Origin of the sequence: Pseudonocardia halophobica, from assembly GCF_050948485.1 — a bacterium.
In the GTDB taxonomy this organism is placed as follows: domain Bacteria; phylum Actinomycetota; class Actinomycetes; order Mycobacteriales; family Pseudonocardiaceae; genus Pseudonocardia; species Pseudonocardia halophobica.
This window is the reverse complement of record NZ_CP192046.1, coordinates 2,057,027-2,079,556: the sequence shown is the minus strand read 5'-3', so window position 1 is coordinate 2,079,556 and position 22,530 is coordinate 2,057,027. Positions and strand designations below refer to the sequence as shown.

Genomic DNA, 22,530 nt, shown 5'->3' with positions numbered 1-22,530 from the left:
GTTGGCGTTGCCGGCCGTCCCGTCGGCCCGGCCGGTGCCGGCCCCGGCCGGTGTCGCCCGGGCGGTGTCGGCCCCAGGCGGACCAGCTCGGCGTGGAGTCCGTCAGAGTCCGTCAGAGTCCGCGGTACGCCGCCATCGCGCCCGCGAGGAGGTCCCCGAGGCCCAGGGACTCGGTGGGCGTCTCCTTCGCCACTGCGCCACCCGGTCCGGTGCCGTCGCCGGACTCGCTCGGAGCGTCGGCGTTCGTCGCGGAGTCGGTCGCCGTGGCATCGGGGTCACCGGTGCCGTCAGTCCGGTGGCCGTCCTGGCCGGCCGGACGATCGTCCCGTGCGACGGCCGTCGCTCCGGTCGATCCGGCGTCGGCGGCAGGTGCCGGTGGCGTCGAGCCGGCGGCAGGTGTTGCCGCCGTCGTCGAACCGGCCGGGTCGCCCTCGTCGTCCGCCGTGCCCTCGGCGCCGGCGGATCCGGCCGCCCGCCGGTGCCGACGGCCGCCGCTCCCGGGGCGGATCGCCAGGTCCTCCATCCGGAACGCAGCCACACTCGTGCGCCCGCTCGACGACCGACCCGCGGGCGGCGGCTCCAGGTCCTGGATGAGCTGGACCCCGGTGACGCCGTCCGTCCCGTGCACGGTGCCCCGCAACCGCGCGCCCCGGAGCTCCGCCCCACCGTCGACGCTCGCGGCCAGGTCCCGCATCACCGGGTGCAGCCACGCCGCGGTCTCGCTCCGGTCACGCCCCGGCAGATCGACGCGCAGGGTGCTGGGGTCCTCGCTGCGCAGGCGACCGCGGCTCGGCAGGTGCACCCGCATCCGGTCGGTGAGCCCCCGTAGCACCCGCTCGGCATCCGGCGACCCGATCCGCCGGTCCCCGTCCACGAGGTCGAGCACCACGGACGTGCCCACCGCATCACTGTCGCTCCCGGCGGGCCCGCTCCGATCGACAGGCAGGGCCCCCGACAGCGCGTCCGGCTTGCCCCACACCCGGTCCAGCTCCGCGATCGCCGAGCGCAACCAGTCGTCCGCCGCCTGCGCCGCGGCCGACGGCTCGGCCCCCGCCGACGCCGGCTCACCCGCCCGCGCCGACGTCCGGTCGAGTGCCGACAGCGCACCGTCCCCCGGCGTGCCCGTGCTCACCACGTCCTGAGGTCCGGACACTCCGGCACGCCCCAGCTGATCGCCCCGGGTCCGCTCGGCACCGCTCGCCTCGCTCGCAGGGCTCGACTCCCCGGCGCGACTCGACTCACCTCCGCGCCCCGACTCACGTCCCCGACCCGAAACAACTCCGCGGCCGGACTCGGCTCCCTGGCTTGGCTCAGTGTCGCGGCCGGATTCGGCTGCCCGGCCCGACACAGCTCGCCGGCTCGCCACAGCTCCGCGCCCCGACTCACCTCCGCGCCACAGCTCAGCCGCGCGACCCAGCTCGTCGGTGCGAGCACGGCGCCCACCATCCCGCCCCTGCTCGCTTGCAGCGCTCAGCGGACTGACGCCCAGCCCATCGGCGCGCTCCCGGGCCCGGCGTCCGCGTTCCCGACCCAGCTCGCCCGCACCACTCAGCGCACCACGGCCCAGCTCCTCGACGTGACCCAGCTCCTCGGCCCGACCCGGTTCGTCGCCGCGACCAAGCGCACCGACGCGGCCCAGCTCACCGGCCTTGCTCGGCTCATCGGCGTTGCTCAGCTCATCGGCGTTGCTCGGCTCATCCGCCCGGGTACGGCGCCCGCCAGCCCGGCCCACCTCGCTCGCACCGCCCAGCGCACCGAGGCCCACCCCCGCGGCACCGCGCCGCTGGGCAACCGGCTCACCGTCTCGTGCCGGCGCGGTCGACGCCGTGCGGTCGGACTGCGCCTCGGCAGCCTCGCGCGCCCGGCGCCGACCAGCGCGACCTCCGCCCTCGGAAGCAGCGAGCAGGTCCGCCACCAGACGCGCGGCAGGCTGTCCGTCCGCGGAGAGCCGATCGGCCGAGCGACGCGACCGGGACCGCTCGCCGTCCGCCGCCCGCGCCCCGTGGACGTCGCTGCGCCACACGTCCTCGACATGCGCACGAGACCTGGCCGAGCTCTCAGCACTCTGCACCTCGGTTCCCGCGCTCGGCTCCTGGGCGCCTTCGTGACCGGGACGCTCGACCTCGCTCGGGCTGGCGGCGGCGAGGCCACGTCTCGCCCCCTCCATGCTCCCGCTGGAGAGCTCGTCACTGATCCGGCCACGACGTCCAGCCGAGCCGCCCGGCTCGTCACCCGCCTCGCCCCGCGGCTGCGAATCGTCGCCTTCCCGGCGCGGCCCCGCGGTCGTCCGCGCAACGCCCTCGTCCAGCACGATGCGCCCGGATTCCTCGTCCGACCCACCGCTGCCACCACTGCCACCGCTGACGACGCCGGGCAGGTCGTCATCGGGCCGCGGACGGGGCCAGGAACGAGACCGACCGTCGTCGCTCCACTGACCCGAGGCCCGCAGCTCCGAGATCAACGCGTCCCCGAGCAGCGCCCCGTAGGACGCCGTCCGGCGCTGGTCCACGTCGTCGATCGGTACCGCGGTCGCCGTGGTCCGCCGCCGAGTCTTCGTGGGTGGCTCGTGTGCGCGCTCGGACTCACCCTCGGCGTCGGTCGACGTGCTCGGCGAGTCGGCCGAGCCGCCGAACAGCGCGCTCCATCCGCTGTCGCTGCGGCCACGGCCCGGCGCCGGTTCCGAGGCCCGGCCGTTCGTAGCCATCGCCGCGTCGTCGCGGAGCACCGACCCCCGCCCGTCGTCCTCCGAGCTGCGCCCTGCGCTCGTCGCGCCGGCGCCATCGGTCGGGCGCTCGTCCGGACTCGTGGGCGCCTCGCCCTCGCCCCGCCGCCGAGCCCGACGGCTGCGCAGGGTCTCCTGCTCGGCACGGCGTCCGACGCCGGCAGCCGGGAGGAGGTCCTCGGCACCGCCCCGGCCCGCGCGACCGGAGGCCGGGAACAGGCCTTCAGCAGGGCCACCACGGCTCGCGCCGGCAGAGTTGCCGCCTCCGCGCCGACCAGAACCCGCGACGACACCCTCGAGGCCCCGACCCACGGCTGCGGAAACGTCTCCACTCCGCCGACGACCGGGCTCCGAGTGCGCCCCCGCGTGGCGCGCGCCCCCGACCGAGTCGGCGGAGTCGTTCCCCTCACCGCGCCTGCGGCCGACGGTCGGGGCCACACCCTCGTCGAGATTCCCCGGACCCGAGCCTGCGGAGCCGGCTGTTGCACCTCGGGTGCGGTCGGAGGCCGACGCTGCACCGCCGGCGGTCTCCGCGCGCTGTCCGCCGCGAGTCGCCCCGACGTCTGCAGCCAGGCCGGCGTCGTTGCGCCGCCTGGCGCCATGATCACCGGTCCGCACAACGCTGCGCGTGCCCGGGTCGCCGATGTCGGCGCGGTCGGCGTCGGTCCGGCCGGTGCCGACGGTCGGCTCGGCATCGCGGTCTGGCTTCCGCCGCCGCCCAGCCGTCACCTCGCGCTCGTCAGCGACCCCGTCCACAGCGCGGCGCCGACGGCCGCCGCCCTCGCCGGCCGTCGTCTCGCGACGGTGCACCGCGGCTCGCGGCTCGGCCACCGGATCGGCGATCGAGCTGCTCCATGCGGACGGCAGGATCCCTGCGTCGAGTCCGCCCAGCAGGGCGTCGATCGCGCTCGTCGGTCCCGTGACCCTCGCGGTCGGGTGCGCAGGAGACGTACCGTTCCGCGTTCCGCGTCCGGCTCCGGGCGGGGTGCTGGGGGACGCTCCGGTACCCGCCCCCGTGCCACGGGAACGACCGGGCGTGCCGGCACCACCGGCGTCGCCCCGGCCGTCGGCACGCGGAGCGCTGCCACCTGCAGCGGACCCGACGACGTCGCGGCGCCCTCGATCGGGAGCGCTGTCGCCGATCAGCCGGTCGGCAACAGCGGCGACCAGCTCGCGGAACCGCCGCCCGCGCTCCGCGTCGCGATGCTCCGCCTCGAGCCCGGCACGCGTCGCGGCCAGGGCGACGTCCAGCCGGCCCTGCTTCTCGGCGAGGTCGCCGAGCGCGATGCGGCACGCACCCTCGAGCCCGGGGCTGTCGACCGCGGCCGCGTACTCGGCGGCCTCGGACAACGCTCGCTCGGTCGCGGCGCCGTCGTCGGCCGTCGCCTGCGCGACGACGAGCCGGAGCTGCGCGGCCTGCCGCGTCGCCTTCGTTCCCGCGCGTCCGGCCACCGCGTCCGCCAGCGCGCGTGCCTCCGGGCGACGTCCGGCCTCGAGCAGGGCGCCGAGCCGCTGTGCCGTGAGCGCGTCGACCAGATGGGGTGACACCGGACCGGGGGTCTCTCCGTCGCCGGCTCCGAGTACGCGCAGCCCTTCGGCGGCGGCGTCGACGGCCTCGTCCGGTCGCCCGCCCTCCCGTGCGGCCGACGCCCGCGCGAGCGCGACGGCAGCCGCGTAGGCGGGGCCGGGCAGCAGACGTGCGGCCTCCGCCCGAGCGTCGTCGAGGAGGCCGCTCACCTCGCCCGGCTGATCACCGGTCCCACAACGCGCCAGGACCAGCCGAGCGTCGAACCGGGACTCCGGCGACTCGTCGGCACGTGCCAGCACAACCTGTGCGAGCCGCCGGGCGAGCGCGACGTCGCCGTTGTCCCGGCACGCCGAGGCGACCTCGACCAGCAGACGCAGGGCCGCCGTGTCCGCAGCATCGGCGTCCACCGCGTCCAGTGCCGCAAGGGCCTCGACGACGGCCGGACGGCCGTCGCCCACCGCCGCAACTCCGTGCACCCGCCACCCGAGGGCGGCGAGCCACAGAGCCGGGTCGCCGGACCGCGCCGCATCAGCGACGTGCCCGGCGAGATCGGCCGTGAGATCCGGCCTGCTCCACCGCAGCGACGAGGCGACACCGACCATCGCCGCCCCGGAGATCTGGTCCCCGTCGTGCCGGACCACTTCGGACATGCACCCTCCCGTGCACCCCGACTCCGGGGTCGCTCCCGCTGCCGCTCCGTGCCCTCAGGCCACCGGAGAGTGATAGCTCTCAGTCACGGGTCAGCTTACGGTGCGTCACACGGTGCGGTCGCGCGGCATCCGCTCCGAGGCGCTCGATCTTGTTCTTCTCGTACGCCTCGAAGTTGCCCTCGAACCAGAACCAGCTGGCCGGGTTCTCGTCCGTGCCCTCCCACGCGAGGATGTGGGTCACCACGCGGTCGAGGAACCAGCGGTCGTGGGAGATCACCACGGCGCAGCCCGGGAACTGCTCCAGCGCGTTCTCCAGCGACCCCAGGGTCTCGACGTCCAGGTCGTTCGTCGGCTCGTCGAGCAGGATCAGGTTGCCGCCCAGCTTGAGCGTGAGGGCCAGGTTCAGCCGGTTCCGCTCACCACCGGACAGCACGCCGGCCGGCTTCTGCTGGTCCGGGCCCTTGAACCCGAACGCCGCGACGTAGGCCCGGGACGGCATCTCGGTCTGCCCGACGTGGATGTAGTCGAGCCCGTCGGACACGACCTCCCACACGTTCTTGTTCGGGTCGATGCCGGCGCGGTTCTGGTCGACGTACGACAGCTTGACCGTGTCGCCGACCTTCACCTCGCCCGAGTCCGGCTTCTCCAGGCCGACGATCGTCTTGAACAGCGTGGTCTTGCCGACACCGTTCGGCCCGATGACGCCCACGATGCCGTTGCGGGGCAGCGAGAAGGACAGGTCCTTGATGAGCTGCCGCCCGTCGAAGCCCTTGTCCAGGTGCGAGACCTCGACGACGGTGTTGCCCAGGCGCGGGCCCGGCGGGATCTGGATCTCCTCGAAGTCCAGCTTGCGGTGCCGGTCCGCCTCGGCCGCCATCTCCTCGTAGCGGTCGAGCCGCGAGCGGCTCTTCGCCTGGCGCGCCTTGGGGTTGGAGCGGACCCAGGCCAGCTCCTCCTTCAGCCGCCGCTGCAACTTCGCGTCCTTCTTGCCCTGGACGGCGAGCCGCTCCGCCTTCTTCTCCAGGTAGGTGGAGTAGTTGCCCTCGTACGGGAAGGTGCGGCCGCGGTCCAGCTCGAGGATCCACTGCGCCACGTTGTCGAGGAAGTACCGGTCGTGGGTGACGGCCAGGACCGCGCCCGGGTAGGAGCTGAGGAACTGCTCCAGCCACAGGACGCTCTCGGCGTCGAGGTGGTTGGTCGGCTCGTCGAGCAGCAGGAGGTCCGGCTTCGACAGCAGGAGCTTGCACAGCGCGACCCGGCGGCGCTCACCACCGGAGAGGTGCGTGACCTCGGCGTCCGGCGGCGGGCACCGCAGCGCGTCCATCGCCTGCTCGAGCTGGGAGTCGAGCTCCCAGGCGTCGGCGTGGTCGAGCTCCTCCTGGAGGGTGCCCATCTCCTCCATCAGCGCGTCCGAGTAGTCCGTCGCCATCTGCTCGGCGATCTGGTTGTACCGGTCGAGCTTCTGCTTGATCTCGCCGACGCCCTCCTCGACGTTCCCGAGGACGGTCTTCTCCTCGTTCAGCGTGGGCTCCTGCTGGAGGATGCCGACCGTCGCCCCGGGCGCGAGGAATGCCTCGCCGTTGTTGGGCTGGTCCAGCCCCGCCATGATCCGCAGCACGCTCGACTTGCCGGCGCCGTTCGGCCCCACGACACCGATCTTGGCCCCCGGATAGAAGCTGATCGAAGCGTTGTCGAGGATGACCTTGTCGCCGTGCGCCTTGCGCACGTTCTTCATGGTGTAGATGAACTCCGCCACGCCCACGATGGTAGTTCCGCCGGGGTCAGGCCCTCGCGGCCGGTACGACCTCGGCCACCTGTCCGAGCCGCTCCTCCTCCGGTGCGGAGCGCGGACCGACCGGCACACCCTCCTGGGCAGCACCGTCGTCGCCCGGCATCGGCATGCCGGCCTCCTCCACCAGGCTGCCGTCGGCGGTCCGTCGCACCCTGGTGACGGCGGCCATCGCCGTGTTGAGGTCGGGCCCGACGGCGTCGGCGACGAGGGTGACGGCGGTGCGGGTGCGCCCCTCCTGCTCGTAGTCCCGGACGTACAGCCGGCCGTGCGCGATCACCGGGTCGCCCTTCACGAACGACCCCTGCACGTTGCGGCCCAGGTGCTTGCGCCAGATGTCGACGGACACGTAGGAGGTCGACGACTCCTTCCACTGGCCCGTCGTGCGGTCCAGGTACCCGTGGTTGCAGGCCATTCGGAAGGAGACGACCTCGCGGCCGCCGCCCAGGTCCCGCGTGACAGGCGCATTCGTCAGGCGGCCCACCACGGTCGTCAGGATCTCGGTCATCTTCTCGCTCCTCGTATTGGTCGATCCGGTGGACCAAGCATCGGGCGAGAACGGGAGCTCGACGGAACGAATGCCGATCCTGTGGACACGCGGACCCGAGTGGGGAACGTTCGACGTCTTCCGACACGGCGAGGCGAGAAATTGTCGGTGGAGCGTGGTAGCCGCTTCCGTCGCACTCTGAGCCGAGAACGCAGCCCCGGAACCGCAGTTCCGGGGCCTTTCCCAAGGTTTGATGTCGGCAGCGACCTACTCTCCCACACCCTGGCGAGTGCAGTACCATCGGCGCTGGAGGGCTTAGCTTCCGGGTTCGGGATGGGACCGGGCGTTCCCCCTCCGCAATGACCACCGACAACACTATTCACCTATCCCACCCCACCCCCCGTTCTACCGGGGGAATGGACCGGGTCGAACACCAACCACCGACCCGAAACCGGGCCGGACTGGTCGTGTGCTCAGGGTCACACAGTGGATGCGAACAACATGTTGTGGCAAGCCCTCGGCCTATTAGTACCAGTCAACTCCACCCCTCACAGGGCTTCCATCTCTGGCCTATCAACCCAGTCGTCTACTGGGAGCCTTACCCACGCAAAGGTGGTGGGAGACCTCATCTTGGAACGAGCTTCCCGCTTAGATGCCTTCAGCGGTTATCCCTTCCGAACATAGCCAACCAGCCATGCACCTGGCGGTACAACTGGCACACCAGAGGTTCGTCCGTCCCGGTCCTCTCGTACTAGGGACAGCCTTCCGCAAGTCTCCTACGCGCGCGGCGGATAGGGACCGAACTGTCTCACGACGTTCTAAACCCAGCTCGCGTACCGCTTTAATGGGCGAACAGCCCAACCCTTGGGACCTACTCCAGCCCCAGGATGCGACGAGCCGACATCGAGGTGCCAAACCATGCCGTCGATATGGACTCTTGGGCAAGATCAGCCTGTTATCCCCGGGGTACCTTTTATCCGTTGAGCGACACCCCTTCCACCAGGAGGTGCCGGATCACTAGTCCCGACTTTCGTCCCTGCTCGACCCGTCAGTCTCACAGTCAAGCTCCCTTGTGCACTTACACTCAACACCTGATTGCCAACCAGGCTGAGGGAACCTTTGGGCGCCTCCGTTACCCTTTAGGAGGCAACCGCCCCAGTTAAACTACCCACCAGGCACTGTCCCTGAACCAGATCATGGCCCGAGGTTCAGACACCCAATTCGACCAGAGTGGTATTTCAACAACGACTCCACAACCACTAGCGTGACCGCTTCACAGTCTCCCACCTATCCTACACAAGCCGAACCGAGCACCAATACCAAGCTGTAGTAAAGGTCCCGGGGTCTTTCCGTCCTGCCGCGCGTAACGAGCATCTTTACTCGTAGTGCAATTTCGCCGAGTCTCTGGTCGAGACAGCGCCCAAGTCGTTACGCCATTCGTGCAGGTCGGAACTTACCCGACAAGGAATTTCGCTACCTTAGGATGGTTATAGTTACCACCGCCGTTTACTGGCGCTTAAATTCTCCGCTTCGCCGACGAATCGGCTAACAGGTCCTCTTAACGTTCCAGCACCGGGCAGGCGTCAGTCCGTATACATCGTCTTGCGACTTCGCACGGACCTGTGTTTTTAGTAAACAGTCGCTTGGGCCTGGTCTCTGCGACCGGCCACCCCTAGCCCGCAACGGGGCTTCAAGGCAACCGGCCCTCCTTCTCCCGAAGTTACGGAGGTATTTTGCCGAGTTCCTTAACCAGAGTTCACTCGATCGCCTCGGTATTCTCTACCTGACCACCTGTGTCGGTTTAGGGTACGGGCCGCAACAGCACTCACTAGAGGCTTTTCTCGACAGCATGGGATCACCCTACTTCGCCTCAATCGGCTACGCATCACCTCTCACCCTTATATGACCCCCGGATTTACCTGGAGATCGGGCTACAGGCTTACACCACGACAACCACCGCGTGGCGAGGCTACCCTCCTGCGTCACCCCATCGCTTGCCTACTACCGAATCGGATCCCACGCTCCCCCACTCCCCCTCGTCCCGAAGGACTCAGAGGCGGGTTCGGATGGTTAGCATCAACAGCCTCGGCATGGACGCACTATCACGAGCACGGGAATATCAACCCGTTATCCATCGACTACGCCTGTCGGCCTCGCCTTAGGTCCCGGCTCACCCTGGGCGGAACAACCTGGCCCAGGAACCCTTGGTCATCCGGCGGCAGAGATTCTCACTCTGCATTCGCTACTCATGCCTGCATTCTCACTCGCACACCCTCCACCACTCGATCACTCGGCGGCTTCACCGGATGCACGACGCTCCCCTACCCAACCCAACCACTACACCAACGCCCCAAAAAGGCCCCGGCGGATGAATGTCGGATTGCCACGGCTTCGGCGGTGCGCTTGAGCCCCGCTACATTGTCGGCGCAGGACCACTTGACCAGTGAGCTATTACGCACTCTTTCAAGGGTGGCTGCTTCTAAGCCAACCTCCTGGTTGTCTCGGCGATCCCACATCCTTTCCCACTTAGCGCACGCTTAGGGGCCTTAGCCGGTGATCTGGGCTGTTTCCCTCTCGACTACGAAGCTTATCCCCCGCAGTCTCACTGCCGCGCTAACAGTACCGGCATTCGGAGTTTGGCTGACTTCAGTAAGCTTGTCGGCCCCCTAGGCCATCCAGTGCTCTACCTCCGGTACCCACCACGCGACGCTGCACCTAAATGCATTTCGGGGAGAACCAGCTATCACGGAGTTTGATTGGCCTTTCACCCCTACCCACAGCTCATCCCCCAGGTTTTCAACCCTGGTGGGTTCGGGCCTCCACGACGTCTTACCGACGCTTCACCCTGGCCATGGGTAGATCACTCCGCTTCGGGTCTACACCCCGCGACTCAACGCCCTGTTCAGACTCGCTTTCGCTACGGCTACCCCACACGGGTTAACCTCGCCACGAAGCATAACTCGCAGGCTCATTCTTCAAAAGGCACGCCATCACCGATAAAGGCTCTGACGGCTTGTAGGCACACGGTTTCAGGTACTATTTCACTCCCCTCCCGGGGTACTTTTCACCTTTCCCTCACGGTACTCGTCCGCTATCGGTCACCAGGAAGTATTTAGGCTTAACGGGTGGTCCCGCCAAATTCACAGCAAATTCCACGAGCTCGCTGCTACTCGGGTATGAGGTCCATCATGCGCTGCGCGTTTTCGCGTACGGGGCTCTCACCCACTACGGCGACCCTTTCCAGAAGTCTTCCACTAACACACAACCACACAATCCGAGGTCCGGCAGAACCCCGACGACCACAACCCACGACACCGCATCCGCAACCCCTGCCGGGTATCACACGAACACGGTTTAGCCTCCTCCGCTTTCGCTCGCCACTACTCACGGAATCACGGTTGTTTTCTCTTCCTGTGGGTACTGAGATGTTTCACTTCCCCACGTTCCCCCTTACACCCTATGAATTCAGATGTAAGTAACGCCCCATGACGGGCGCTGGGTTTCCCCATTCGGACACCCTCGGATCACAGCTCGGTTGACAACTCCCCGAGGACTATCGCGGCCTCCCACGTCCTTCATCGGCTCCTGATGCCCAGGCATCCACCATGTGCCCTTACACACTTGACCACAACAAGATGCTCGCATCCACTATGCAACACTCAACACACAACCACACCCCGACCCCCGTCACACCACCACCCACACAACGGCGGGCGTTAGATGAACCAGACCGGACGCGGCCACCAAGAACACACCCACAGGTGTCTCCTCAGGACCCAACAGTGTGCCAAGCCTCAAACATGTCCCAGCAGAACTCTTTGCGTTCCACCCAGCGCCCCCACACCCACTGCCACAGCAGCCGGCGCCATCCGGAGGCGTATCAGTGAAAGGACCCCAGAAACCTGGGGACGCCCACCACACGGTGAGACTCCTTAGAAAGGAGGTGATCCAGCCGCACCTTCCGGTACGGCTACCTTGTTACGACTTCGTCCCAATCGCCAGTCCCACCTTCGACGACTCCCTCCACAAGGGTTGGGCCGCCGGCTTCGGGTGTTACCAACTTTCGTGACGTGACGGGCGGTGTGTACAAGGCCCGGGAACGTATTCACCGCAGCGTTGCTGATCTGCGATTACTAGCGACTCCAACTTCATGGGGTCGAGTTGCAGACCCCAATCCGAACTGAGACCAGCTTTAAGAGATTCGCTCCACCTCACGGTCTCGCAGCCCTCTGTACTGGCCATTGTAGCATGTGTGAAGCCCTGGACATAAGGGGCATGATGATTTGACGTCATCCCCACCTTCCTCCGAGTTGACCCCGGCAGTCTCCCATGAGTCCCCACCACTACGTGCTGGCAACATGGAACAAGGGTTGCGCTCGTTGCGGGACTTAACCCAACATCTCACGACACGAGCTGACGACAACCATGCACCACCTGCACACCAACCACAAGGGAAGCCCTATCTCTAGGGATGTCTGGTGCATGTCAAACCCAGGTAAGGTTCTTCGCGTTGCATCGAATTAATCCACATGCTCCGCCGCTTGTGCGGGCCCCCGTCAATTCCTTTGAGTTTTAGCCTTGCGGCCGTACTCCCCAGGCGGGGCGCTTAATGCGTTAGCTGCGGCACAGAGACCGTGGAATGGCCCCCACACCTAGCGCCCAACGTTTACGGCGTGGACTACCAGGGTATCTAATCCTGTTCGCTCCCCACGCTTTCGCTCCTCAGCGTCAGTATCGGCCCAGAGACCCGCCTTCGCCACCGGTGTTCCTCCTGATATCTGCGCATTTCACCGCTACACCAGGAATTCCAGTCTCCCCTGCCGAACTCCAGTGATGCCCGTATCGACCGCAAGCCCAGAGTTAAGCCCCAGGTTTTCACGGCCGACGCGACACACCGCCTACGAGCTCTTTACGCCCAATAATTCCGGACAACGCTCGCACCCTACGTGTTACCGCGGCTGCTGGCACGTAGTTGGCCGGTGCTTCTTATCCAGGTACCGTCACTCACGCTTCGTCCCTGGCGAAAGAGGTTTACAACCCGAAGGCCGTCATCCCCCACGCGGCGTCGCTGCGTCAGGCTTCCGCCCATTGCGCAATATTCCCCACTGCTGCCTCCCGTAGGAGTCTGGGCCGTGTCTCAGTCCCAGTGTGGCCGGTCGCCCTCTCAGGCCGGCTACCCGTCGTCGCCTTGGTAGGCCATCACCCCACCAACAAGCTGATAGGCCGCGGGCCCATCCCCAGCCGAAAAACTTTCCACCCACTCCCATGCAGGAGAAGGTCCTATCCGGTATTAGACCCGGTTTCCCAGGCTTATCCCAGAGCTGAGGGCAGGTCACCCACGTGTTACTCACCCGTTCGCCGCTCGTGTACCCCGAAGGGCCTTACCGCTCGACTTGCATGTGTTAAGCACGCCGCCAGCGTTCGTCCTGAGCCAGGATCAAACTCTCCAACAAAAACTGGCTCTCAAAAACAGTCCACCCACCGGACGGGGCCGGCAGCAGACCAAACATGAACTGGCACAAAAACCACCAGAACACTTAGCTCGACACACTGTTGAGTTCTCAAAAGACACCCGCACACCACCAAGAACCCTTGCGGGATCCGTCCGGGGCGTTGTCGCTTCTGTTCGAGAGCCTACCAGACTCGATCGAGTCCGGGGCAACTCTCTTATGTTACGTCGTCCGAACTGGAGGGGCAACCCCCAACTTCCGTCCGACGCGCCCCTGCCACGCTACCCGAAGGTATCGCTTCCGCGGAGGCTGCCACCCTCCGGCGAGCCCGACCCGGCCCGGAGAACCGGCCCGATCCGTCTTTCCGCTCGCCGCGGCGACGAAGGGAAAGTTACACCAGGGCTACCGGGGGTGGTCAAATCGGCCCCCCATTGGCGCGTTGACCTGCGCAAACGGCCGACGGAGAGCAAGACGGCCCCGAACGGCCCTGCGACGAACGGTCAGTCCGACGACGGGACGTCCCGGGGCCGTTCACCTGCCCCGATCCCCGACGCCCCGGCCGGCTCGCGCCCCGCGGAGGGGCCCTCCACCCGTCGTTCGTCGTGCGACGCACCGTCCGCAGGATCTTCAAGATTTTCCTCGGACGCGCCCGACGGGCGTCCACCACGGGCCAAGCGGCGCAACATCTCGTTGTAAGCCTTGAGGTCCGCATCCCCGTCTGCGTCCGCCCGGCGATCATCGCGCCGGGCCGACCGCTCGTCGTGGCGGGACCACTGGATGAGCAGCGCGACGATCACCAGGAGGAGCGGGACCTCGCCGGAGGCCCACGCGAGTCCGCCCCCGAGCTTCTGGTCCACGAGCGGATCGGTGACCCACGGCAGCGCCAGCGACCGGTAGAACTGCTCCCCGATCACCGTGTCCGCGCCCATCAACGCCACGCCGAAGAACGCGTGGAAGGGCACGGAGATGAACACGACCGCCAGCCGGACGACGGGTGGCAGGCGTCGCGGCGACGGGTCGACGCCGATCACGGGCCAGAAGAAGATCAGCCCGGCCAGCAGGAAGTGCAGGTTCATCGCGACGTGCGCCCAGTGCTCGTTGAGCGCCCACCCGAACAGGTTCGAGAAGTACAGCGCGTAGTACGAGCCGACGAACACCGGCAGGGAGAACAGCGGATGCGTGACGAACCTGGCGACCGGCGAGTGCACGGCCGCGAGCAACCACTCCCTCGGCCCCGGCGGATTCCCCCGCCCGGCAACCGGGAGCGCACGCAACATCAGCGTGACCGGTGCTCCCAGCACGAGCAGGATCGGCGTGAGCATCGACAGCATCATGTGCGTACCCATGTGCACGCTGAACATCGCCGGCGAGTACTTCCCGAGGCCCGAGCTCGTCGCGATCAGCAGCACCGCGCAGCCGCAGAGCCACGCCGCCGTCCGCCCGGGCTTCCAGGTGTCCCCCCGCGCACGCAACCGTCGGACACCCAGCAGGTAGAGCAGGGCCATGAGCACGGCGGCGGTGCCGAAGATCAGGTCGAGCCGCCAGTCGAAGGCGAGGCGCGCCAGGGTCGGCGGACCGTCGAGGTCGTACCCGAGAACGACCTCGGTCCGCGAGGGTGGAGCCACGTTCGAGGCGGGCGGCGCGCTGCGTCCCAACGCCACGGCGAGCCCGATGGTGGCGAGCATCAGCATCACCTCCACCCCACCGAGCCGCAGGAGTGCTGCACGTTCGCCCCGACCGGCGGCGTCGACGGTGTGCCTGCGGTGCAGGTAGCCGAGCGCACCCAGCACCACCAGGGCCAGGGTCTTCCCCAGCAGCAGCGCGCCGTACGTCGAACCGATCAGGTCGGCGGGCGACACGCGGACCAGGGCGTTGAGTACCCCCGTGGCCGCCAGCACCACCCAGCACCAGAACGCGACCCGTGAGAACCGGCGCACTGCGACGCCGAGCGTCACGCTGTCGTCGTCCGCCCTGGCGACGGCGAGCGACAGCACGGCCACCAGGCCGCCGACCCACAGCGACGCGGCCAGGATGTGCAGCACGAGACTGTTCGTCGCGACGTCGTGAGAGCCGCCCGCCGCGGAGTGCCCGGTGAGGGCGACCGGCAGCGGGCCCAGCAGGGCGAGCCCGAACGTCACCACCGTCCATCCCCAGGACAGCACCAGCCGGCACGCGACCAGCAGCAGCAACGCGACGATCGCGGTCAGCAGCCACGCCATGGCGTCCGCGAGCTTGGGGATGACCGAGATCAGGAGCCCCGGGTCGAGCACGTCGACCACCGATCTGCCCAACGCGTCCGCCGCGCTCAGGGGCACCAGCAGCAGGGCCGACACGGCCCATCCCGCAGCGGCGTACGAGCCCGCCCGTACCCCGCGGTACCCCGCGACGTCCAGATAGCCGCTCCGTTGCGGAGCCACGAAGAACGCCGCGAGGAGCAGGAAGCCGATCGCGAGCACGGCGCACACCTCGGCGACCGCGCGGACCGCGGGCAGCCCGATCGTGGTCAGCGTGCCCGGGTCGGGCAGCCCGAGGTTCTCGACGGGCCGGGATCCGGTGAGGGCCGTGAGCCCTGCCGCGACGAGGACCGCCACGGCGATGCCGAGCCCCAGCAGGCCGCCGACGCCCGAGGGTGGCCGGTGGGGCGACGTCGTCGGGGTGGGGTCGGCGGTCGTCTGCGCCATGCGACCAGGCTATGCCCGCGTCACGACGGTTTCCGTCGTACCCCGCTGCCAGACTCCCCCACGTGACGGACGTCCCGGGACTGACCGAGTGGGTCGGCGCCGCCCTGCCCACCACGGGCCGGACGGTCTCGATCACCTCGCACGACCCCGGCGCGGTGACGGTCGCCGACGCACGCGCCTCGCCCGGGGCGCTCCCGCTCGGCGACGCCGCGGCGGACTGCGTGGTGCTCGACCGGGTCCTCCCCGCGCTCGACCGGCCCGACGCGTTGCTGGCCGAGGTCCGCCGCGTGTTGCGGCCCGCGGGCAGCGTGGTCGTCGTCGTCCCGGCGCCCGGGCGGTCGCTCGGCGAACTGCGACGCGGCGTGCGGCGCGGGCTGCTCGGCGCGGGCTGGGTGTGCCCGACCGCCGTCGACCATCCGGGCTGGCTGCTCGCGGCGGCCGACTTCGCCGTCCTCGGCGACGTGCGCGCCGTGTTCCGCGCACCGGCCGAGCTGGCGCCCCTCGTCGCGGCCGCGCATGGCCGGAACCGGACCGGTCGCGCAGGCAGGCCGTGGAGCGTCGCGTCGCGCGGCTGGCGGCCTCCGGAGGGACCGTGCCGGTCGGCTTCCGACGCCTGGTCAGCCGCCGTTAACGCAGGTCGGACGCTGCTCCCACGACCCGGACGCCCTGCGCCTGCGCCTCACCCGCGTCGACGACGTCCGCCACGACGGCGGTGATGTTGTCCGGCCCACCGCCCTCGTTGGCCAGCGTGATCAGCTGCGCGACGACGACCTCGGGCCCGGTCGGCGCGGCCATCAGGTCCTCGATCGCCTTGTCCGGCAGGACCGCCGTCACCCCGTCCGAGCAGAGGAGGTAGCGGTCGCCCGGCTCCGGCTCGAGGAACTCGAGGTCCGCCTCGACCGGGTGCTCGGTGCTCAGCGCGCGCATGAGGACGGAGCGCCGCGGGTGGACGAGCGCCTCCTCCGGCGTGATCTGGCCCTCGTCGACCAGCTGCTGGACCATCGTGTGGTCGTGGGTGAGCTGGCGCAGCTCGCCGCCGCGGCAGCGGTAGATCCGCGAGTCCCCCACGTGCGCGAGTCCGAGCCGGGCGCCGTCGAAGACCAGCGCGACGACCGTCGTGCCCATCCCCTGCGTGTCCGGTTCCTTGCGGGCGTGCTCGGCCAGCCGCTCCGACGCCTCGTCGACCGCCCGGGCGAGCTCGCCGAGCAGGTCCACGTCGGAGAGATCCTGGGGCAGGCGCTCGTCCAGCTCCAGCATCGCCGCCACCGTGAGCGCACTCGCGAGCTCACCGTGCGCGTGGCCGCCCATGCCGTCGGCGACGACGAGCAGGCGGTCCCCGGCCGCGCCGGAGTCCTCGTTCGCGGTGCGCCGGCGGCCGACGTCCGAGCCGATCGCGGAGCGCAGTCCCAGTGCCATGCGCTTAGTATGGATCTCGCACCCTCGACGCGTGAGGGCGGACACCGCGAAACGGACGGGTGACGTCGGGGAACGGGCCGGATCGGCGGCCCGCGTCGCTCGGTCGGGCGGCGTCGGAGCCCCTGTCGACACCCGAGCCGTTACCCTCGTCGGCGGCGGCCTCCGGGCCCCACGCCCTCGTAGCTCAGCTGGACAGAGCAAGAGCCTTCTAATCTCTGGGTCGCAGGTTCGAATCCTGCCGGGGGCACTACCTGCGGAAACGCAGGTGAAGCTACAGCATAGACGCTTGCTCAGCAAGAGAGCCGGCCGCTACATTCCCGCAGGTGACCGGCGCCGGCTCCCCCGCACCCGACAGCGTCCGCGGCCTTCTCCCGGACTTCCGCCGACACCTCATGGCCACCAACCGGGCGCCGCAGACGATCCACCGCTACCTCGTGGACACCGAGATCCTCGCCGACTACCTCGATGCCGAGGGCCTGCCGACCGCGCCCGCGGCGATCACTCGCGGTCACCTCGAAGCGTGGCTGGTCCACCTGTCCACGCGGCCGAGCCGGCGCGGCGGGACGCTGGCCCCGGCAACCATCGCCCGGGCGTACCGGTCGGTGCAGCAGTTCTTCCGGTGGCTGGTCGACGAGGAGGAGATCGAACACAGCCCCTTCGAGAAGCTGCGTCCGCCGGCCGTGCCGGAACAACCGGTCCCGATCATCACGGACGAGGAGCTGAGCAAGCTGCTCCACGCCTGCCGCGGCAACACCTTCGAGGCGCGGCGCGACGCGGCGATCGTGCGGATGCTGCTCGACACCGGCGTCCGGGCCGGCGAACTGGCCGGGCTCACGGTCGATGACCTCGATTTCGACCTCGACGTTGCCCGGGTCCTGGGGAAGGGCCGGCGCGGCCGAGCGGCCCCGTTCGGGGTGCGCACCGGCGACGCCCTGCGGCGCTACCTGCGCAGCCGGGCAAAACACCCGTACGCGCAGCAACCGGCGCTGTGGCTCGGCGCCCGCGGCGCGATGACTGCGTCAGGCATCGCGCAGATGCTCGACAGGCGCGGGGCCGAGGCCGGCATCGGCGAGGTCAACCCGCACCGGTTCCGGCACACCTTCGCTCACCGCTGGCTTGCCGCCGGTAACCAGGAACAGGACCTGATGCGGCTGACCGGGTGGCGATCGCGGGAGATGGTCGGGCGCTACGCCGCGAGCGCCGCGGACCAACGCGCCCGCGAGGCGCACAAGCGGGCCGGGCTCGGCGACACCCTCTGAAACGCGCGACTACCTGGGCATCACGGAGGTTCCCGTGGCGATGCACAGCGCCCGTGTACGCTGTGCGGCAGAGGAAGTCGGACCGGGCCACGTGCCCTCCCCCGCGTTCAGCTCACGCGCGCTGATCGCCTTGACACGCTCGCGGGGGTCGTGACCGGGACGCACCCGCTGACAGCCGAAGCGCTACCTCGCGGGGATGGGCAGTCGCCGCCGGCCGCTGCCCTCTCAAGCATCCCGAGAGGCTTCCTCGCGTGTCCTCCAAGACACCTTCCGACCTGTCTGCCCCGACTGACGACCCGGGCTCCGACCGCGCCCTGATCGCCAGGATCGCCGCGCACACCTCGTGGGCGAACACGTCCGACCGCTCCGCCCGCACGGCGCCCGGCCGGGCCGCAGCCCGCGCCGCGATGCTCGACCGGTTCGAGCGCGAGATCGACCCGGACGGCACCATGTCCCCCGCAGAGCGGGCACTACGGGCCGAATCCGCGCGCCGCGCCTACTTCTCCCGGCTGGCCCTGCGCTCGGCCCAGGCCCGGCGACGGCGCGCGGGCCGTGACACGGACGGCGCCGCGTGAGCACCGACGTGACCGGGGGCGGGACCCGGCCCGGCCCCGCCACCCGCACCACGAGCGATCAGCAACCCACCGATCCCGGCCAGCGTATCCGGGAGACCCGCCGGGCGTCCGTCGTCGCCCGCTCGGTGGCCTTTCCCCCGGTCCCGGGCGGACGACGCCGGCACCTGCACATCGTCAGCCGGTGCCCGTTCGACTGCGGCAACGCGCATCACCACCTCGGCCCCGCCGAGGGCGGACCACGCCGCGCCGGCTGTGACCGCGGCTCCTACATCGTCACGCCCTGGACGGTGCGGGGGGAACGTTCGTGACGCTGTCCAACCCCGCGGTGGGCACCGGGAACTTGCACCTCGAGGTGGACCCAGAACACGACCACCTCGAGCGCCTTGCCCCACTCGACCGGGTGCTCGACGCCCTGGAGCGACAGGCCGGCGGGGCCGGCGTTCGGTGCAGTGGCAGCGGTTGGGTGGCCCGCTGTCCCGCGCACGACGATCACGACCCGTCGCTGTCGATTCGTGAGGGCGACGAACAGCCGGTGGTGCTGTACTGCCACGCCGGCTGCACCTCGGACGCGGTGGTCGACGCGCTCGGTTTGTCCTGGTCCGACCTGAGTGAGGACCGGCCGGCCAGCGTGCCCACCGCCTCGCAGGCGCCCGCCGCCGGCCCGGCCCACTACGTCTACCGCGACGGAGACGGCCGCGAGATCGGCAAGGTAGTGCGCGGGCCGGACAAACGGTTCCACCAACAGCGCAAGGTGGGCGAGCACTGGGAGTCCGGCGGGTCCGCCGAGCTGAACCACACGCCCTACCGACTGCCCGAACTGCTCGCCTCGGCCGAGTCGGACGCCGTGGTGTATGTGGTGGAAGGCGAGCGCGACGCCGACACCGCTATCGAACGGTGGGGCGTGGTCGCCACCTGCAACGCGGGTGGAGCCGGCAAGTGGCGGCCCGAGCACGCCCGGCACATGGCCGGCCGGTCGGTGATCGTCGTTCAGGACCGGGACGACCCGGGCCGGCAACACGCGGCGGCCGTGGCGGACAGTCTGCGCGGCCTGGCCCGGGACGTGAGCGTGGTGGAGCCCCGGGCGGGTAAAGACCTGACGGACCACGCTCACGCCGGCTACGGACCCGAGGACCTTGTTCGTGTCCCGAACCAGGCCGCGGCCAGCGCCGAGGCAGGCCCGGCGCCCGTGACGGTGTCGCTGGCCGACGTGGCGCCCGAGCGGCTGGCCTGGTTGTGGCCGGGCCGGTTGCCGGCCGGGAAGTTGGTCACGCTCGACGGTGACCCGAGCGTGGGCAAGTCCACGCTGGCCGTAACCCTGGCCGCGCACGTGTCCACCGGCCGGCCGTGGCCCGACGGGGCGCCGTGCGAGACCGGCGCGGTGGTCATCCTCTCCGCCGAGGACGGGCTAGCCGACACCATCCGGCCCCGGCTGGACGCGGCCGGCGGCGACCCGGCCCGGGTCCACGCCATCACCGCCATCCGGACCGGCGAGCGGGAGCGGGCGGTGACGCTCGCCGACGTGGCCGCGATCCGCGACACGATCCACCGGGTCCGGGCCCGGTTGCTGATCGTGGACGTGCTCATGGCCTACATGCCCGGCAAGGTCGACGCGCACAAGGACCAGGACGTGCGCACCGTGCTGCACCAGGTCGCCGCGCTGGCCGAGGCCACCGGCTGCACGGTGATCCTGCTCCGGCATCTCAACAAGAGCGCGGGCGGATCACCGATGTACCGCGGTGGCGGGTCGATCGGCATTGTGGGGGCGGCCCGGGCCGGCTACGTGGTCGCCCTGGACCCCGACGACCCCGAGGTGCGGGTGTTGGCGTGCATCAAGTCCAACCTGGCTCAGATGCCAGACAGCCTGGCCTACCGGCTGGAAAGCGCGCCGGGCACCGACGTGGCCCGGGTCGCGTGGTCCGGGACGTCAGAACGCGGCGCGGCGGACCTGTTGCGCGGCGACCGGGACGGCGGCGACGAACGCCGCGAGATCGACCGATGGCTCGAAGACCTGTTCATCGAACGCGGTGGCGCGCTCGCCGCCAACGATGCGTACAGGGCCGCTGAGGGCGCCGGCTACAGCCGCGATCAGGTCAAGCGAGCCAAAGTCCGACTCGGTGCAAAGGCGAGGAAATCGGGCGGCGCGGGTGAGCCGTGGATGTGGTGTTGGGACCCCGGCGAACCCAAGGGAGCAAAGAGTGCACCGTCAGAAACCCCGCCCCCTTCGCCCCCTTTGGTGCTCCCTTCGCCCGAGCCGAGCGGGGTGGCCGAGAGCGAGCGGTGCACGCGCTGCCGGCAACCCTCGCCGCACCCGTTGATCCTCGGCCTCTGCCGCTCCTGCGCCTACCCGCCCGGCACCGACTCGCCCCACCGGCCCGCCGAGCCGGCCGACGACTGACGCGAGCGCAACCCGCTCCCGAGAAAGGACGATGACATGACCGACGCCACCGGCCACCTGACCGCGGCCCGCAGCACGACCAGTCACCTGATCCGCGGTTGGACCACCCTCGGTGGCAATGCCGTGGCCGCTGACGCGGTGCACCTGCGCTGCGAGGAGGTCAACCGGGTGCCGGCCGACGCCCTGGCCGCGGTGCACGCCGAGGGTCGGGCGTTCCCGCCGCTGGACGTCTGCGGTCAGCACGACCACGCGCTCAACGCCCCGCTCAAGGACGAGGGCCGTACCGACACGTCGGAGTAGCCCGGGCACCTCGAACTAGCTCAAGCACGACCACGGCCCGCCAGTCGGCCGCTATGATCGTCCACATCGGACGGTCTACGGCCCGGGTGGCGGGCCGTCTGGTCACCCCGCCGAGTCGGTCGGGCAGGGCGCCCCGGATGGCGCCGAGCCGGCCCCGTGGCGGGCGCAGAGGCCCCAGGAGGCCACGCCCCGATCCCGAGCGCCCCCGCGCGCGCTCTCGTGCTCCTGGAGCGACACCGTGCCTTCCTACAATGACGTCATCGACCGCGTCGGCGCTGCCAGCGAGGTCCCCGCCGAGATCGCCGAGGCCATCGTCGGCGAGGTGGAGACTCAGTCCACCGCGCTCACCCTCGGCCGACGGGTCCCCACCACCACCCGCGACTCCCGCATCCCCGTCCTGAGCAGCACCCCGGATGCCTACTGGGTCACCGGTGACCGCGGGCTCAAGCAGACCTCGGCCGCCACGTTCGACTCCACCCCGCTGATCGCGGAGGAGCTGGCCGTCATCATCGCCGTGCCCGACTCGGTCATTGCGGATTCGGAGTTCGGCATCTGGGAGGCCATCCGGCCGCTGGTCGCCCGGGCGTTCGCCCGGCGCCTGGACCGGGCCGTGATCTTCGGCGAGGAAGCCCCGCCGTCTTGGCCGGCCGGCATGGTGACCGCCGCGCTCGCCGCCGGGCACACCGTCAACGCCAGCGGGGACCCGGTGGTCGACCTGCTCGGCGCGGCCCAGAAGGTGGCCGAAGCGGAGTACAACCCGAGCGCCGCGGCCGTGGCGACCGGCTGGCAGTACCGGGCCGCGGCCACCCGCACCGACGCGTTCACCGCGTCCCCGGTCGGCGCGAACGCCCCGTTCCCGCTCTCGGTGGCCGGGCTCGGCGTGCGCACGGACCCGGTGTACTGGGATGCCGACGCCGCAGACGTGGTCGTGGCCGACTGGTCCAACGTGCTGATCGGCATCCGCCAGGACCTCACGATCGACTTCAGCAACTCGGCCGTGATCACCGACGAGGACGGCAACATCACCAACAACATGTTCCAGCGCGACTCCACGGCCATGCGCGCGGTGATGCGAGTTGGGTACCACCTGGCCCAGCCGGTGACCCAGTCCGGCACCGCCAGCGTGCCCGTGGCGATCGTCAACCCGGCCAGCCCGCAGAGCTGACCCCGTCTGTCCGGTGCCCGTGGCTGCTTCCTCCACGGGCGCCGGCTCGCCCCTCACGTCGCCGTTTCGTCTGGCGGTGGCACGGGGGCACCCTCGTGGTCCCGATCGCGCCC

General features: G+C 69.8%; 13 protein-coding genes, 1 tRNA gene and 3 rRNA genes. 9 read left to right on the top strand and 8 right to left on the bottom strand.

Annotated elements, in window-relative coordinates:
* Window positions 1-112: 112 nt before the first annotated feature.
* Window positions 113-1,132: a hypothetical protein gene (locus ACQP04_RS09965; RefSeq protein WP_433506772.1), complete on the bottom strand. Its 1,020-nt coding sequence runs from the start codon at window positions 1,130-1,132 to the stop codon at window positions 113-115.
* A 2,793-nt stretch (window positions 1,133-3,925) separates the two neighbouring features.
* Here ACQP04_RS09965 and ACQP04_RS09960 point away from each other — a divergent pair.
* Entirely contained in the window at window positions 3,926-4,267 is a 342-nt protein-coding gene (locus tag ACQP04_RS09960) for a hypothetical protein (RefSeq protein WP_433506771.1), read from the top strand.
* Window positions 4,268-4,979: 712 nt separating this feature from the next.
* Here ACQP04_RS09960 and ettA read toward each other — a convergent pair.
* The 6 genes from ettA to ACQP04_RS09930 form a co-directional block, all read right to left on the bottom strand.
* The gene (gene ettA, locus ACQP04_RS09955; RefSeq protein WP_433506770.1) at window positions 4,980-6,656 is read right to left on the bottom strand and encodes an energy-dependent translational throttle protein EttA; all 1,677 of its coding nucleotides are present in this window, start codon (window positions 6,654-6,656) and stop codon (window positions 4,980-4,982) included.
* Window positions 6,657-6,681: 25 nt separating this feature from the next.
* Entirely contained in the window at window positions 6,682-7,197 is a 516-nt protein-coding gene (locus tag ACQP04_RS09950) for a single-stranded DNA-binding protein (RefSeq protein WP_433506769.1), read from the bottom strand.
* Between the two features lie 233 nt (window positions 7,198-7,430).
* Window positions 7,431-7,547 (bottom strand): 5S ribosomal RNA (rrf, locus tag ACQP04_RS09945).
* Window positions 7,548-7,681: 134 nt separating this feature from the next.
* Window positions 7,682-10,803 (bottom strand): 23S ribosomal RNA (locus ACQP04_RS09940).
* A 309-nt stretch (window positions 10,804-11,112) separates the two neighbouring features.
* Window positions 11,113-12,629 (bottom strand): 16S ribosomal RNA (locus tag ACQP04_RS09935).
* Together the 16S, 23S and 5S rRNA genes form the textbook arrangement of a ribosomal RNA operon.
* Before the next feature lie 497 nt (window positions 12,630-13,126).
* On the bottom strand, window positions 13,127-15,307 hold the full coding sequence (locus ACQP04_RS09930; protein WP_433506768.1) for a cytochrome c oxidase assembly protein: 2,181 nt from the start codon (window positions 15,305-15,307) through the stop codon (window positions 13,127-13,129).
* Window positions 15,308-15,369: 62 nt separating this feature from the next.
* On the opposite strand from ACQP04_RS09930, the gene ACQP04_RS09925 reads away from it, so the two are divergent.
* Window positions 15,370-16,023: a methyltransferase domain-containing protein gene (locus ACQP04_RS09925; RefSeq protein WP_433506767.1), complete on the top strand. Its 654-nt coding sequence runs from the start codon at window positions 15,370-15,372 to the stop codon at window positions 16,021-16,023.
* Here the strand turns inward: ACQP04_RS09925 and ACQP04_RS09920 are convergent.
* Window positions 15,935-16,723 (bottom strand): PP2C family protein-serine/threonine phosphatase, encoded by a 789-nt coding sequence (locus tag ACQP04_RS09920; protein WP_433506766.1) that lies wholly within the window; start codon window positions 16,721-16,723, stop codon window positions 15,935-15,937. The genes ACQP04_RS09925 and ACQP04_RS09920 overlap by 89 nt on opposite strands.
* Window positions 16,724-16,896: 173 nt before the next feature.
* Here ACQP04_RS09920 and ACQP04_RS09915 point away from each other — a divergent pair.
* The 7 genes from ACQP04_RS09915 (at window position 16,897) to ACQP04_RS09885 (ending at window position 22,417) form a co-directional block, all read left to right on the top strand.
* Window positions 16,897-16,970 (top strand) — tRNA-Arg (locus ACQP04_RS09915).
* A gap of 76 nt (window positions 16,971-17,046) precedes the next feature.
* Complete coding sequence (locus ACQP04_RS09910; RefSeq protein ID WP_433506765.1) at window positions 17,047-17,982, top strand: tyrosine-type recombinase/integrase; 936 nt, start codon at window positions 17,047-17,049, stop codon at window positions 17,980-17,982.
* Window positions 17,983-18,233: 251 nt separating this feature from the next.
* A complete protein-coding gene (locus ACQP04_RS09905) occupies window positions 18,234-18,557 on the top strand; it encodes a hypothetical protein (RefSeq protein WP_433506764.1) in 324 nt (107 codons plus the stop codon).
* Complete coding sequence (locus tag ACQP04_RS09900) at window positions 18,554-18,865, top strand: hypothetical protein (protein WP_433506763.1); 312 nt, start codon at window positions 18,554-18,556, stop codon at window positions 18,863-18,865. The genes ACQP04_RS09905 and ACQP04_RS09900 overlap by 4 nt, the downstream gene beginning before the upstream one ends.
* The gene (locus ACQP04_RS09895) at window positions 18,862-20,952 is read left to right on the top strand and encodes an AAA family ATPase (protein ID WP_433506762.1); all 2,091 of its coding nucleotides are present in this window, start codon (window positions 18,862-18,864) and stop codon (window positions 20,950-20,952) included. The genes ACQP04_RS09900 and ACQP04_RS09895 overlap by 4 nt, the downstream gene beginning before the upstream one ends.
* Before the next feature lie 36 nt (window positions 20,953-20,988).
* Window positions 20,989-21,252 carry a hypothetical protein gene (locus ACQP04_RS09890; RefSeq protein WP_433506761.1) on the top strand — a complete coding sequence of 88 codons (264 nt, stop codon included), beginning with the start codon at window positions 20,989-20,991 and terminating at the stop codon, window positions 21,250-21,252.
* Window positions 21,253-21,490: 238 nt separating this feature from the next.
* Window positions 21,491-22,417, top strand: coding sequence for a phage major capsid protein (locus ACQP04_RS09885; protein ID WP_433506760.1), 927 nt, complete (start codon window positions 21,491-21,493; stop codon window positions 22,415-22,417).
* The last annotated feature ends 113 nt before the right edge of the window (window positions 22,418-22,530 follow it).